Genomic DNA, 12,054 nt, shown 5'->3' with positions numbered 1-12,054 from the left:
GGCGGGATCATGACGCCAGCCTTCCAGACGCGCCGCCCTCTCCCCAAGATCCGTTACGGGTCCGTTACGCGGCCCGGAGGTGCAGTGGCCCCGGACATCCCGGGATCGGCACGGGCGAGCGCCACGGCTCGTGGACCAGCCCGTGTCGCCCGCCGTACCAGCAGGTCGCCGCCGCGGGCGCGCAGCGCATCGCGCAGGTCGCGCAGGCTGTCCAGCAGGAACGGCACGCGCCGCCCGGCGGGCACGGCCGGGTGGAGCACGAACAGCGGCACCACGTGGCGGGCCCGCGCGCACGCCGCCGCCGGCGCGGGATGGTCGTGGACCCGCAGGTCCCGGTGAAGAGCACGATGACGGTGCCCACACCACGGTCTTCGGAGACCGGCCCGCCGCCGGTTGCAACCCGCGGGGCGCGCGGTCCGAAAGAATGAGCCGGAGCGTCACGGATCGGACCGCGAACGGGGACATGCATGGAGGAGACGGGCTCGGCTCACGCCGCCGAGGAGCCGGGATACGGCATCGGCGCCGTGTCACGGCGGCTCGGCGTGCCCGCGCCCACCCTGCGCACGTGGAACCTGCGCTACGGCATCGGCCCGAGCCGCCGCAGCCCCGGGGGCCACCGCCGGTACGGCGCGGCCGACCTGGCCCGTCTTGAGGAGATGAACCGGCTGGTCCACGCCGGGGTCCCCCCGGCCGACGCCGCCCGCCAGGCGCTCCGTCCGCCCGCCCCTCCCGAGACGTCCGAGGCGGAGCAGCCGGGGGCCATGGCGGAGCCGGCACCCCCGCCCGGGGAGGAGGCGCCCGTGCCGTCCGCCGCGATGCTGGCCAGGGCCGCGCTGGCGCTGGACGGCCTGACGGTGACCGCCGGCCTGGCCGCCTCCCTGGCCCGGCTCGGCGTCGTGGCAACCTGGGAGCGCCTCGTCGTGCCCGCGTTCGGCACGATCTGCCGCAGGCAGGCTGAGACCGGCGGCGGCATCGACGTCGAGCACCTGTTCTCGGAGCGCCTCCTGGCCGCCCTGCACCCCCTCGCCGCGCGTCCCGCCCGCCCGGTGAACGACCGGCCGGTCCTGCTGGCCTGCGCCGAGGAGGAGCAGCACAGCCTGCCCGTCCACGTGCTGGCCGCCGCGCTCACCATCGACCGCCGGATCGACACCCGCGTGCTCGGTGCCCGCACCCCGTATCCCGCGCTGGCCGACGCGATGCGCCGCCTCGGGCCCGCAGTCGTCTTCGTCTGGTCGCAACTGGCCGCCACGGGCGATCCCGCCCCGCTGGCCGCCCTGCCGGCCCTGCGCCCACCGGCCCGCCTCGTCGTCGGGGGCCCCGGATGGCGGCCGGAGCTGCCGCCCCGCGTCGCCCGCGCCGCCTCTCTCCAGGAGGCCGTCGCCCTCGTCGCCGCCCGGGCGCACTGATCTCCCTGCCCTTGGTTGCCTGCCGCCTGCGACGTCGCATTGAATAAGTTTTGAATAGGTTATCCGAGGAAGGGTGAAAGCGCATGGAACCGCTCGCCGACTGCTTTCGCACCCACGCCCCCCTGGTGCGCTCGTACCTTCGCCGCCTGGTCCCGCCGGGCGAGATCGACGACGTGACCCAGGTGGTGTTCATCGAGGCCTGGCTGTCCGGGCACCGCTACGACCCGGCGCGCAGCCTGGAGGCGTGGCTGCTGGGCATCGCCCGCAAGCGCGGCGTGGACCATCTGCGCGCCCGCAGGGCCACCGTGCCGCTGGAGGCCGCCGGGGAGCCGGCCGGCGACGACGGCCGCGACGACAGCGAGGGGGTCGTGCGGCGCGACCTGGTCCGCAGGGCCCTCTCGGAGCTGCCGGTCGCGCAGCGGGAGGCCATCGCGCTCGCCTACTACGGCGACCTGAGCCAGCGCGAGATCTCCGAACGGCTGCGCGTGCCGCTCGGCACCGTCAAGGCCCGGACCGCCCGCGGCCTGCACCGGCTGTCCGCCCTGCTGGAGGCGGCATGACCGGCCCGGCCCCGGTCCGGCCCCGGGTGGCCGTGTCCAGCTGCCTGATCGGGGAGCTCGTGCGGTTCAACGGCGGCCACAGCCGGGACCGCTTCCTGTCCGGCCCGCTCGACCCGTACGTCGACTGGGTGCCGGTCTGCCCCGAGATGGAGGTGGGCCTCGGCACCCCGCGCGAGACGCTCCGCCTGGAGCGCTCGCCGTCCGGTCCGCGCCTGATGACCCGGAAGACCCGTACCGACCTCACCGGCCGCATGGCGGCCCTGGCCGAGACCCGCGCAGCAGCCCTCGACGTGGACGGTTACGTGTTCAAGTCGCGCAGCCCCACCTGCGGCGTCCACGGCATCCCGCTCTACCCGGGGGCGGACGGGCAGCCGGTCGACCGGCGGCAGCGGGGCGTGTTCGCCGCGGCCGTCGTCGAGGCGCACCCGTTGCTGCCCGTGGAGGACGAGGGGCGGCTGCACGACGCCGTGCTTCGGGAGGCGTTCGTGGAGCGGATCTTCGCGCACGCGCGGCTGCGCGCGCTCCTTGCGGGCGACTGGCGGGCACGCGATCTGGTCGCCTTCCACACCCGCCACAAGATGCAGCTGCTCGCCCACGATCCGCTGGGCCACCGCACCGCGGGTGTGGTCGTGGCCCGCGCCGGCGCGCGCCCCCGCGCCGAGGTGGCCGCCGCGTACACCGGGGCGTTCCACGCGGCGCTCGCCCAGCGGGCCCGACCCGGACGCAACGTCAACGCCCTCCAGCACTGCCTGGGCATGCTCGGCCTCGACCCGGCCCGCCGCGACCACCTGGCCGGCGTCATCGGCTCCTACCGCGCCGGCCGGGTGCCGCTGAGCGTCCCGGCCACGCTGATCCGGCACGACGCGGAGGGCGAGGGGTCGGCCTACGTGCGCGAACAGACGTTCCTGTCGCCGTACCCGGACGAACTGGCCCTGCGCCACCACGTCCCCGCGTGACCCACCGCCCTGAAGTGAAGAAGGCGGGATCGGGGTGCCGCTCGCGCGCCACGAGCGCCACCCCGGGAGCGCTGGGTCAGACGAGCTTGCGGTAGATCCGGGACGGGATCGCCTGGGCCGCGCCCTCCCGGCCGAACTCCTGGTAGACCCGCGACGTGATCTCCATGGCCTTGGGAGAGTAGGCGGGGTAGAAGTCCTTACCGCACTCCAGGTCCTTCAGCGCCGCCTTGATCTCCTTGTCCAGGTACGGCCTGGCCTCCGCGGGCTTCAGGTTCGGCCGGAAGACGACGGTCTCGCCCTTGGGCAGCTCGCCCTTCCACGCCTTCCTGGCGACGTCCGAAGCCTGCCGCACGATCTTCGCGTGGCTCAGACCGTCCAGCGCGGTCGGCTCGGTCCGGCTGACGCCCAGGCACGCGGCGAACTGCTTGCCCAGCCGGACGAGCCGCTTGTCCTGGTCGAGGACGCTCAACGACTTGCGCACCGCCGCTTCGAGCTGGTCGTAGAAGTCGTCCTGGGAGGTGACGGTCTTGCCCAGCACCTCCTTGACCGCCCGGGAGAAGCAGGACTCGTCGGCGGCGCGCCACTTCTTCAGCTCGCCGGCCGAGAGCGACATCAGCATCGTGTCGTTCGGGTTCTCGTGCTGGACAGGATTGACGACCTCGTCCTTCGGATAGACGTTCGGGGACCAGACGCCGAAGCCGTACTTGCTCCGGTACGCCCGCAACGCCTCCAGGTCACCCGCGAGCCGCTCCTGCTCTCCGGGCTGCCACTTGTACCGAGGCTCCGGCGAGGCCACGTAATCCAGGCCCCGCTCCGTCATGCAGGCGACGCGCTCGGCCTCCAGCTGCGTCTGCTTCTCGTACGCGGCGGCGTCCCCCGACGGCGGTGAGGTGAGACCGCCGAACGAGCCGGCGAGCAGGGTGGCCGCGACCGCCTTGGCGATGAACATGGATGTTCTCCTTCTTCCTTGAGGGCATGCCGGATCGACCTGAGGGCATGCGGGACAGAACTCACGGCCGAAAGGCCGGATCAGGTGGGGAAAAGTCTCAGCAGGGGATCTTCATGCGGGACGCCTTCGGCGAGATCTCGGGCAAGCCGGCGGTGAGATCGACGGCGAGCACGGCGGTGCCGGTCACCGCGCCCTTCTTCTCGGTGTACCCGCCGCCGGAGGGCGTTCTCACCTTGCGGTCCCTGGTGTTCACCGTGCGCTCGCCGAGGTAGCGGTAGGTCTTCCGGTCGAAGATCAGCTCGGATCGGGTGCCGTCGCGCTCGTCCATGGCGACGGCCAGGCCGGGGCGGCCGGCGGCGTCCACGGCGTCGCCGATGAGCACGATGCCGTCCAGCCCGGCGGCGACCTGGTACAGCGCGGCGCCCAGGCTGGGCCGTACCACGGACTCGCGGACCAGGCTCTGGAGGGAGCGCCAGATGCGCAGCGGCTCCTCCCCCGTGTCGGCCACGATCTTCGCGCGTACCTGGGCGGGGTCCGTCGGCCAGGCGCCCAGCCGCGCGTAGGCCGGCCGGCCGGGGCAGGCTCCCGGCTCGGACACGATGTCCTCGACGCCGTGGTCCCAGTACCTGCGGGGCGCCGGTCCCGTGGCCGACAGGTTCCGGTCGCGGCTCAGCCAGGGCTTGCCCACGTCGGCCGCCTCCCAGCGCTCCTGGCTGACCAGCACCTTGGTGTAGAGCGTCCGGCCCGACGCGTCCTTGGTGTACAGGCTGTGCTGGGCCAGCGCCTTGGTGTGGACGTACTGGCCGCGGGCCGGCACCGTGTCGGGCCGGCCGGCGGCGGCCCGGGCGGCCAGGGTGAGCAGCGCCTTGGCGTCGGCCGGAGGGGCGGCGATCAGGTACCCGGGGGTACGCGGGTCGGAGCCACCCAGGCTCACCTGGGTGACGATGATGCCGCCGGTGAGCGTCAGCGCCATGGCGCCGACCAGGGCGACGCGCCGGATCGGCAGCGCGGCCGGCCACCTGCGGCGCCGACGGTCCGCCCGCGACGCCTGTGCCTCGCGGGCCACGCGGAGGAGGCGGTCACGCCCCTTCGCCGCCGCCTCCGACGTGGGCTCGGGCTCCGCGAACACGGCCTCGATCAGCTTCAGCTCGTCCATCACCACTCCCCGATCGGGTTGACGTCGCCCAAGGCCTTGCGCAGCTTCTTGCGCGCCCTGTTGATCCGGGACCCGACGGTCCCCACCGGTATGTCCAGGGCGGTGGCGATCTCCTCGTAGCCCAGGCCGCCGAAGACGAGCAGGAACACCACGTCGCGATCGCCCTTCGCCAAGCCCTTCAGCCCCCGTACGAGCTCCGGCCGGCTGGCCTGCGCCGCGAGCTGCGAGGTCACCCGGTCCTCGTGCCCGTCGGCGGAGTCCTCAGCCGCCACCTTGCTGAGCGCGTTCAGGCGGCGGCCCTCCCTGCGGCGGTGCCGGGCCACGACATTGGTGGCGATGCCGAACAACCACGACCGCACGGTGCCCCGCTGCGGGTCGAAGCCGTGCCTGCCGTTGAACGCGAGCAGGAAGGCGTCCGCGACCAGGTCCTCGGCCTGCTCGCTGCCGAGCCGGGCGGCCAGATAGCGGTAGACCTCCTTGAAGTACCGGTCGTACAGGACGGCGAAAAGCTCGGGATTGTCCAGCGACCGCCCGACCACGGTGACGTCTTCCATCACATCGTTGGCGTCAGGTGGTGCAGTCATGGCGTCCTTCCGAAGGCGACTGTCGCCCAGTGTTCGCCGCTCGGCAGGTTTTCTTCACACCAACTGACCTCCGGCGCGCACGGAGACGCGGCGGCCGTTCATCCGGCTCGCCGCGCCCACGCCCCCTTCGCCACTACTCCGGCATGAGGACCTTGTCGATGACGTAGACGGAGGCGTTGCTCGTCGGCACGTTGCCGCACAGCACCTTCGCCTGGTTGACCGTGTAGTTCTCCCCCGCGCCCTTCACGTGGACCGTGCCGCCCTCCAGGGTGGTAAGCCGGGCGTCGGCCAGGTCGCCGGGCGCCTGCCTGCCCTCGGTCACGTGGTACGTCAGGATCTTCGTCAGCGCCTGCCGGTCGGCGAGGACCGCGGACAGGGTCTCCTTGGGCACGGCCGCGAACGCCTGGTCGGTCGGCGCGAAGACGGTGATGTCCTGGGCGGAGTTGAGCTTGTCGGTGAGGCCGGCCTGCTTGATCGCGCTGACCAGCGTGGACAGCTCGTTCACCTGGGAGGCCGCGGCCACCACCGGCTTGCCGGCGATCGCCGCGACGTCGCTCTGGCTCGAGGCCGGACAGCCGGGCCCGAACGGCGTGCCGGGCGCCGACGCGGACGCGGACGCGCCGGGCGCGCCCGCGAGGGTCGCGGACAGCCCGAGCGCCGCCGCGAGCAGGATTCTCTTCACTGGTCGTCGTTCCCCTCGATGGAGCCTGTGGTGAGGCGGCTCCGGTGCCGGCGCCGCCGCGCCTGTTTCCCTCTCCTCCGGTACGCGGGACGTCCAGGGATGCAGATTTCCGGCAAAAAGCCGGCAAAGCGGCGAAGGGAACCGGAGCGCCACGCCGTTCGTCACCCTCATACCGGCACAAACTCCGAACGCCGAAAGAGGCCCCATGCGCAGCGCCCTGTTAGGAAACCTCGGCTCCGAGCAGGGGACCGGCACCTTCGCCCTGCAGAACTCCAAGATGCTGCGCGTCCAGCTCCCGCCCGAGGTGCTGGCGCGCCAGGGCTCGATGGTCGCCTTCCAGGGGCGGATGGACTTCTCCTACGAGGGTGCCGGCGGCGTGGGCAAGCTGCTGAAGAAGGTGGTGACCGGTGAGGGCGCGCCGCTCATGCGCGTCACCGGCGAGGGCGCGCTGTTCCTCGCCGACAACGCCGACGACATCCACCTGTTCCACCTGGAGGACGACGCCCTGACCGTCAACGGCCGCAACCTGCTCGCCCTCGACGCCTCGCTCACCTGGGACATCAACCGGGTGCAGGGCGCGGGGATCGCCGCGGGCGGCCTGTTCAACATGACGATCAGGGGCACGGGCTGGGTGGCTGTCACCGCGCACGGCGCCCCGGTGATGCTCGACGCCTCACGGGCGCCGACGTTCGCCGACGGCCAGGCGGCCGTGTGCTGGAGCGCCGGGCTGCGCGTGGGCGTCCACCGTACGTTCAAGGCGGGCGCCCTGATCGGCCGGGGCAGCGGCGAGGCGGTGCAGCTCGCCTTCCAGGGCCAGGGGTTCGTCCTCGTCCAGGCGAGCGAGGGCCGGCCGGTCGTCCGCGCCCAGTGAGCCGGTCCTGCCGGACCCGTCAGCTACCGAGTTCGGCCACCGGATAGGGCGTCCGCTTGCTCTCGGTGACGAGGCGACGGTGGAAGCCGTCCAGAACGAGGGCGGCCCTGGCGCGCCGGTCGATGATCGCGGCGATGGCGGAGGGGACGCCCTCGCGCGCGGCGCCGCCCGCGATCCAGTCGCGGAGGAACGCCTCGTGCTGGGCGGCATCGCGCGCACCGCCGGGCAGGTGATGGCGGAGCAGGTGGGTCGGGATGTAGTGACGGTCGTAGGCGCGGTGGTCCGACAGGAACGCGGCCTCGGCCGCTGACAGGTCGAACCGGGAGGACAGCGCGAGCCCGAAGTCCGCGAAGTAGATCACACGGCCGTCGGTCAGGACGTTGAGGAAATGAGCGTCGAAGTGGACGAGGCCCTTCGAGCTCATGAAGGCGGCCCCGCGGTCGAGAGCCTCCTCCGTCCACGCGCACGCCGCGGCATCGGCCCGCCGGTCGGCCAGCCAGGCGGCCAGCGTCTGCGGGAGGTGCTCCAGGAAGAGCACCAGGCTGAGCGAGGACCGGCCGATGGCCTCCAGCCGTTCGCGCACGGCCTGAGACCCCTCCCAGTGCGCCACCGCGCCGTCGATCCCGCCGAACTCGTCGGCCAGGCCCGCCGGTGGCGAGTCCGGTATCACTCGCCAGTGGTACATGAGGGGGAAGCCCTCGTAGGCGTCGCCGAGCACCCAGTCGGTGGTCATGGTGTGGGTCGCCAGTTCGCGCCAGGCGCCGAACCCGGCCGAGCCGATGCCGTACTGGTAGAAGGTGGGCAGGCCGAAGAGGTTGGCCGTCGATCGGAAGTGCTCCGGCCGTGCTTCGAGGTCCGTCAGCGGGACCCGCTTGACGAACATCCGTGTTCCGTCGACGTCCAGCTCCGCCGATCTGCCGCCGATGCCGGCGTGGCGGGGCGTGGCCGCGGTCACGAGGTCGACGATCTGGCGGTCGCTCAGCATCGACAGCCGGGTGGAAACGCTCCGGTAAGCGGCGAGGCGCACCGCGTGCATCTACGGCTCCGTCCGTCGAGGGCCACGGCGGCCGGGAAAACGCGAGATCCCGCCCGATCGAGGTGATCGGACGGGATCGGCTGGTTGTGGAGCTATGGGGATTCGAACCCCAGACCTCCTCCATGCCATGGAGGCGCGCTACCAACTGCGCTATAGCCCCTGGTCACCGCTTCGAGTGCTCTCGTGAACGGCGCTCAGGAAGCATATAGTCATCCGCACGATTCGCCTAATCGCGGTCCCGCACCACCGGTGAGCGGCGGCGCGGGCCGTGCGCAGGCTCAGGTCTGGGCGTCCGGCCGGTCGTCGCTGCTGATCGGCTCGGGCAGCGTGCCCGCGTTGTGCTCCAGCAGCCGCCATCCCTTGCGGCCCTCCTGCAGCACCGACCACGAGCAGTTGCCCAGCCCGCCCAGCGCCGGCCACAGCTCCTCGGGCAGGCCGAGCAGCTCGCAGATGCCGAGCCGCAGCGCGGCGCCGTGCGAGGCGATCACGAGTAGGCCGTCGTCGTCGAGCTTGGCGGCCCAGCGGCGCATGGCCGCGGCGACGCGCGCCGCCACCTCCGTGACGGGCTCGCCGTCGGGCGCCTCCCAGGCGATGTACTCCTCCGGCCAGCGGGCGGCGATCTCGTCGCGGGTGAGGCCCTCCCACTGCCCGCCGCCCCGTTCGCGGAAGTCCTTGTCGACGGCCACGTCGAGGCCGACGAGCCGGCCGAGCGCGAGCGCGGTGTCGTTGGCGCGCCGCAGGTCGGAGGAGACGATCATGCTGGGGCGCAGGGACGCCAGCAGCGAGGCCGCCCGGGCCGCCTGGGCCTGGCCGGTCTCGTCCAGGGGGATGTCGGAGTGTCCCTGGAAACGGTGCTCGACGTTCCACAGCGTCTGCCCGTGCCGAAGGCAGACGATCCGCTTGCTCAACTCCTGGCTCGCTGGATGTTGGCCTGCATCACGCCCTCGGGCAGCGCGATGGCGGGGCAGTCCTTCCACAGCCGCTCCAGGGCGTAGAAGGTGCGGTCCTCCTCGTGCTGCACGTGCACGACGATGTCGAGGTAGTCGAGGAGCACCCAGCGGCCCTCACGCTCGCCTTCGCGGCGGACGGGCTTGGCGTCGGCCTCGGTGCGCAGCCTCTCCTCGATCTCGTCGACGATGGCGCGGACCTGTCGGTCGTTGGTGGCGGAGCAGAGCAGGAAAGCGTCAGTGATGACGAGCTGCTCGCTCACGTCGTACGCGAGGATGTCGTCGGCCAGCTTGTCCGCCGCGGCCTCGGCGGCGATCCTGACCAGCTGGACGGCTCTGTCAGATGCGGTCACGATGCGGGTCTGTCCTCCTGTGTAGGCAACCTGCCTTGTGCTGAGCCTACCCTTCTCCGCCCGAACCCCTCACTCCCGCGGCGGAAGCCGTGAGCGTACAAGGGTGGACGAGGGCGCGCCGGTCAGTCCCGGCGGTAGAGGCCGCGCTTGTTGATGTACTGCACGATGCCGTCGGGGACGAGGTACCAGATCGGCTCGCCGCCGGCCACGCGCTGCCGGCACTCCGAGGAGGAGATGGCCAGGGCGGGGATCTCCAGCAGGGTGACCTTGCCCTCGGGCAGGCCGGGGTCGTGCAGCGTGTGGCCGGGCCGGGTGCAGCCGACGAAGTGCGCGAGGCCGAACAGCTCGCTCGCGTCCTGCCAGGTGAGGATCGCGCCCAGGGCGTCGGCGCCAGTGATGAAGAACAGCTCGGCGTCCGGCCCGTACGCCTGCGACACGTCGCGCAGCGTGTCGATGGTGAAGGTCGGTCCGGGCCGGTCGATGTCGACCCGGCTCACCGAGAACCTGGGGTTGGACGCGGTCGCGATCACCGTCATCAGGTAGCGGTCCTCGGGCGCCGACACTTCTCGCTCCGACTTCTGGTACGGCCGGCCCGTCGGCACGAACACGACCTCGTCGAGCTCGAAATGGTGCGCCGCCTCACTGGCGGCGACCAGGTGACCGTGATGGATGGGGTCGAACGTCCCACCCATCACTCCCACGCGTCGCTTCCCCTGGACACCAGGCGCAAGCATCATGTGTCGGACCTTACGCGGAACCCCTACCAGAAGATGAGGGGACCCCCCTCGGCGAGACCCGCGCATCGCCCACGATGCCGACGTAGCATGCCGGGCATGACGACCACCCCGGACCGCAACCGCGTCCAACTGCCCGGCATCTCGTCCCGTGCCTACGAACACCCCGCAGACCGGTCCGCCCTGGTCGCTCTGCGTAAATTGAGTGGGTTCGACACGGTTCTCAAGCAAATGTCCGGTCTCATCAGCGAGCGGCGGCTGCGCCTGATGTACCTCGCGTCGGCCGTGCGGGTGAGCGAGACCCAGTTCCGCTCCCTGTACGACATGGGACGCGACGCCGCCTACACCCTCGACCTGCACCGGATCCCCGAGATCTACGTCCAGCAGGACCCCCAGGTCCAGGCCAAGGCCATCGGCTTCGACGACCCGTTCATCGTGGTGACCACCGGACTGCTCAACCTCATGAACGAGGAGGAGCAGCGCTTCGTCATCGGCCACGAGACCGCGCACATCCTGTCCGGACACGCGGTCTACCGGACGATGCTCGACATCCTCACCCGCCTGGCCACCCGCGTCGCGTGGATCCCTCTCGGCTACATCGGGCTGCGCGCCATCGTGGCCGGCCTGGAGGAGTGGTACCGCAAGTCGGAGCTCTCCTGCGACCGCGGCGGCCTGCTCGTCGGCCAGGACCCGGAGGCGGGCAAGCGGGCGCTGATGAAGCTGGCCGGCGGCGCCTACACGCACGAGATGAACATCGAGGCCTTCCTGGAGCAGTACCACGAGTACGACACTGCGGGCGACCTGCGCGACGGCTTCCTCAAGGTGCTCAACCTGCTCGGCACCACCCACCCGTTCGCCGTGGTGCGCGTGGCCGAGCTGGACAAGTGGCAGCGCAGCGGCGAGTACGACCGCATCATCGCCGGCGACTACCCCCGCCGTGAGGACGACGCCAACACGCGTGTCACCGACGAGGTCAAGGCCGCGGCCGAGTCCTACCGCGCCTCCTGGTCGCAGTCGCAGGACCCGTTCATCGGCGTGCTGCGCGACGTGGCGGAGGGCGCGGTCAACGCGGGCGAGCGTATCTTCAACCGTTTCTCCCGCCGCGACGGCGGCCAGGGCTGACGGCCCCGGCCCCCTTCCCCGAGCGCTCCGGGGCCGGCCTCACCGACGGTGTCCGGAGCAGCCAGGTTCTGGAGCGGTCACGTTCTAGAGCAGTAGAGCGATCGCGCGCACGGCCGCCGCGCACAGGGCGACGAACCCGCCCAGCACGGCCAGTGCGCGCAGCCCCTCGCGGCGCAGCTCCGGCAGCCGGGCGCCGATCCGCTCGATCTCGCGGCCGGTGATGCCGCCGCACAGCATGCCGAACACCACGCCCGCGGCGGTGACCGGCGCGGGCTGTTGCCACCAGTCGGAGCCGATCTGACCGCCGCCGGTGAGCCAGAGCGCTCCGCCGGCCGCCACCACGACGGGCACGCCCGGCCAGAGTGCCGCGGTCACCGCGGAGCCGGTGGCCGCGAACGGGAACACCAGCACCCGCAGCGCCACCCGCCAGCGCCGTGACGCGCGGTTGCGGACCAGCCAGTGGCTCATCCAGATGGTCCGCGTCAGCACCACGAACACCGCCGTGATGCCGATGGAGGCGATCGGCCACATCACCGACGCCACCACGCACGGCACGGCGAGCACGGCCAGCAGCAGGAGGGCGGCGTTGCCCGCGGGCAGCGAGGTGGAGCCGGGCTCCGACCTGAAGCGGGCGGCGCGGCCCCCTCGCGCCTGGGCGGCCGCCGCCCGGGCGCCGGCGCGCGCCGGGGGCCGAACGG

14 protein-coding genes, 1 tRNA gene and 1 pseudogene are annotated in these 12,054 nt (G+C 72.2%); 5 read left to right on the top strand and 11 right to left on the bottom strand.

Annotated elements, in window-relative coordinates; all coding sequences use genetic code 11:
* Nucleotides 1-53: 53 nt before the first annotated feature.
* Nucleotides 54-329, bottom strand: a complete 276-nt coding sequence (locus AB0H64_RS32980) for a deoxyribodipyrimidine photo-lyase (protein WP_357632592.1) — start codon at nucleotides 327-329, stop codon at nucleotides 54-56.
* A 138-nt stretch (nucleotides 330-467) separates the two neighbouring features.
* Here AB0H64_RS32980 and AB0H64_RS32975 point away from each other — a divergent pair, with 138 nt between their 5' ends.
* The 3 genes from AB0H64_RS32975 (at nucleotide 468) to AB0H64_RS32965 (ending at nucleotide 2,922) form a co-directional block, all read left to right on the top strand.
* On the top strand, nucleotides 468-1,406 hold the full coding sequence (locus AB0H64_RS32975; RefSeq protein WP_357632461.1) for a MerR family transcriptional regulator: 939 nt from the start codon (nucleotides 468-470) through the stop codon (nucleotides 1,404-1,406).
* 83 nt (nucleotides 1,407-1,489) lie between these two features.
* Nucleotides 1,490-1,966, top strand: coding sequence for a sigma-70 family RNA polymerase sigma factor (locus AB0H64_RS32970; protein WP_357632459.1), 477 nt, complete (start codon nucleotides 1,490-1,492; stop codon nucleotides 1,964-1,966).
* The gene (locus AB0H64_RS32965) at nucleotides 1,963-2,922 is read left to right on the top strand and encodes a DUF523 and DUF1722 domain-containing protein (protein ID WP_357632457.1); all 960 of its coding nucleotides are present in this window, start codon (nucleotides 1,963-1,965) and stop codon (nucleotides 2,920-2,922) included. Before AB0H64_RS32970 ends, AB0H64_RS32965 begins: the two co-directional genes overlap by 4 nt.
* A gap of 76 nt (nucleotides 2,923-2,998) precedes the next feature.
* Here the strand turns inward: AB0H64_RS32965 and AB0H64_RS32960 are convergent, their stop codons facing one another.
* The 4 genes from AB0H64_RS32960 to AB0H64_RS32945 all read right to left on the bottom strand — a co-directional run bounded on the left by AB0H64_RS32960 (nucleotide 2,999) and on the right by AB0H64_RS32945 (nucleotide 6,293).
* Nucleotides 2,999-3,871 (bottom strand): hypothetical protein, encoded by an 873-nt coding sequence (locus AB0H64_RS32960; RefSeq protein ID WP_357632455.1) that lies wholly within the window; start codon nucleotides 3,869-3,871, stop codon nucleotides 2,999-3,001.
* 97 nt (nucleotides 3,872-3,968) lie between these two features.
* Nucleotides 3,969-5,027 (bottom strand): CU044_5270 family protein, encoded by a 1,059-nt coding sequence (locus AB0H64_RS32955; RefSeq protein WP_357632453.1) that lies wholly within the window; start codon nucleotides 5,025-5,027, stop codon nucleotides 3,969-3,971.
* A complete protein-coding gene (locus AB0H64_RS32950; protein ID WP_357632451.1) occupies nucleotides 5,027-5,611 on the bottom strand; it encodes an RNA polymerase sigma factor in 585 nt (194 codons plus the stop codon). Before AB0H64_RS32950 ends, AB0H64_RS32955 begins: the two co-directional genes overlap by 1 nt.
* A 133-nt stretch (nucleotides 5,612-5,744) precedes the next feature.
* Nucleotides 5,745-6,293, bottom strand: coding sequence for a fasciclin domain-containing protein (locus tag AB0H64_RS32945; RefSeq protein WP_357632449.1), 549 nt, complete (start codon nucleotides 6,291-6,293; stop codon nucleotides 5,745-5,747).
* Between the two features lie 205 nt (nucleotides 6,294-6,498).
* Here AB0H64_RS32945 and AB0H64_RS32940 point away from each other — a divergent pair, with 205 nt between their 5' ends.
* On the top strand, nucleotides 6,499-7,164 hold the full coding sequence (locus AB0H64_RS32940) for an AIM24 family protein (protein ID WP_357632448.1): 666 nt from the start codon (nucleotides 6,499-6,501) through the stop codon (nucleotides 7,162-7,164).
* A gap of 19 nt (nucleotides 7,165-7,183) precedes the next feature.
* On the opposite strand, the gene AB0H64_RS32935 is transcribed toward AB0H64_RS32940, so the two are convergent.
* The 5 genes from AB0H64_RS32935 to nadD all read right to left on the bottom strand — a co-directional run bounded on the left by AB0H64_RS32935 (nucleotide 7,184) and on the right by nadD (nucleotide 10,237).
* Nucleotides 7,184-8,200 carry a protein kinase family protein gene (locus AB0H64_RS32935; protein WP_357632446.1) on the bottom strand — a complete coding sequence of 339 codons (1,017 nt, stop codon included), beginning with the start codon at nucleotides 8,198-8,200 and terminating at the stop codon, nucleotides 7,184-7,186.
* Nucleotides 8,201-8,287: 87 nt separating this feature from the next.
* Nucleotides 8,288-8,360 (bottom strand) — tRNA-Ala (locus AB0H64_RS32930).
* 118 nt (nucleotides 8,361-8,478) lie between these two features.
* Nucleotides 8,479-9,108: a histidine phosphatase family protein gene (locus AB0H64_RS32925; protein ID WP_357632444.1), complete on the bottom strand. Its 630-nt coding sequence runs from the start codon at nucleotides 9,106-9,108 to the stop codon at nucleotides 8,479-8,481.
* Complete coding sequence (gene rsfS, locus AB0H64_RS32920; protein ID WP_357632442.1) at nucleotides 9,105-9,500, bottom strand: ribosome silencing factor; 396 nt, start codon at nucleotides 9,498-9,500, stop codon at nucleotides 9,105-9,107. Before rsfS ends, AB0H64_RS32925 begins: the two co-directional genes overlap by 4 nt.
* 122 nt (nucleotides 9,501-9,622) lie before the next feature.
* Complete coding sequence (gene nadD, locus AB0H64_RS32915; protein ID WP_357632440.1) at nucleotides 9,623-10,237, bottom strand: nicotinate-nucleotide adenylyltransferase; 615 nt, start codon at nucleotides 10,235-10,237, stop codon at nucleotides 9,623-9,625.
* A 96-nt stretch (nucleotides 10,238-10,333) separates the two neighbouring features.
* Between nadD and AB0H64_RS32910 the strand changes: the two genes are divergently transcribed.
* Complete coding sequence (locus AB0H64_RS32910; protein WP_357632438.1) at nucleotides 10,334-11,356, top strand: M48 family metallopeptidase; 1,023 nt, start codon at nucleotides 10,334-10,336, stop codon at nucleotides 11,354-11,356.
* An 84-nt stretch (nucleotides 11,357-11,440) separates the two neighbouring features.
* Here the strand turns inward: AB0H64_RS32910 and AB0H64_RS32905 are convergent.
* Nucleotides 11,441-12,054: pseudogene (locus AB0H64_RS32905) on the bottom strand (serine/threonine protein kinase); the annotation flags it as partial.

It is taken from the genome of Nonomuraea sp. NPDC050733 (genome assembly GCF_040654215.1).
Classification (GTDB): Bacteria; Actinomycetota; Actinomycetes; order Streptosporangiales; family Streptosporangiaceae; genus Nonomuraea.
This window is presented reverse-complemented; position numbering and strand designations above follow the sequence as displayed.

Coding starts and splice junctions, on each gene's coding strand:
- AB0H64_RS32950 (WP_357632451.1), bottom strand. CDS start 5,611: ATGACTGCACCACCTGACGCCAACGATGTGATGGAAGACGTCACCGTG.
- AB0H64_RS32960 (WP_357632455.1), bottom strand. CDS start 3,871: ATGTTCATCGCCAAGGCGGTCGCGGCCACCCTGCTCGCCGGCTCGTTC.
- AB0H64_RS32965 (WP_357632457.1), top strand. CDS start 1,963: ATGACCGGCCCGGCCCCGGTCCGGCCCCGGGTGGCCGTGTCCAGCTGC.
- AB0H64_RS32970 (WP_357632459.1), top strand. CDS start 1,490: ATGGAACCGCTCGCCGACTGCTTTCGCACCCACGCCCCCCTGGTGCGC.
- AB0H64_RS32975 (WP_357632461.1), top strand. CDS start 468: ATGGAGGAGACGGGCTCGGCTCACGCCGCCGAGGAGCCGGGATACGGC.
- AB0H64_RS32940 (WP_357632448.1), top strand. CDS start 6,499: ATGCGCAGCGCCCTGTTAGGAAACCTCGGCTCCGAGCAGGGGACCGGC.
- AB0H64_RS32955 (WP_357632453.1), bottom strand. CDS start 5,027: ATGGACGAGCTGAAGCTGATCGAGGCCGTGTTCGCGGAGCCCGAGCCC.
- AB0H64_RS32910 (WP_357632438.1), top strand. CDS start 10,334: ATGACGACCACCCCGGACCGCAACCGCGTCCAACTGCCCGGCATCTCG.
- nadD (WP_357632440.1), bottom strand. CDS start 10,237: ATGATGCTTGCGCCTGGTGTCCAGGGGAAGCGACGCGTGGGAGTGATG.
- AB0H64_RS32935 (WP_357632446.1), bottom strand. CDS start 8,200: ATGCACGCGGTGCGCCTCGCCGCTTACCGGAGCGTTTCCACCCGGCTG.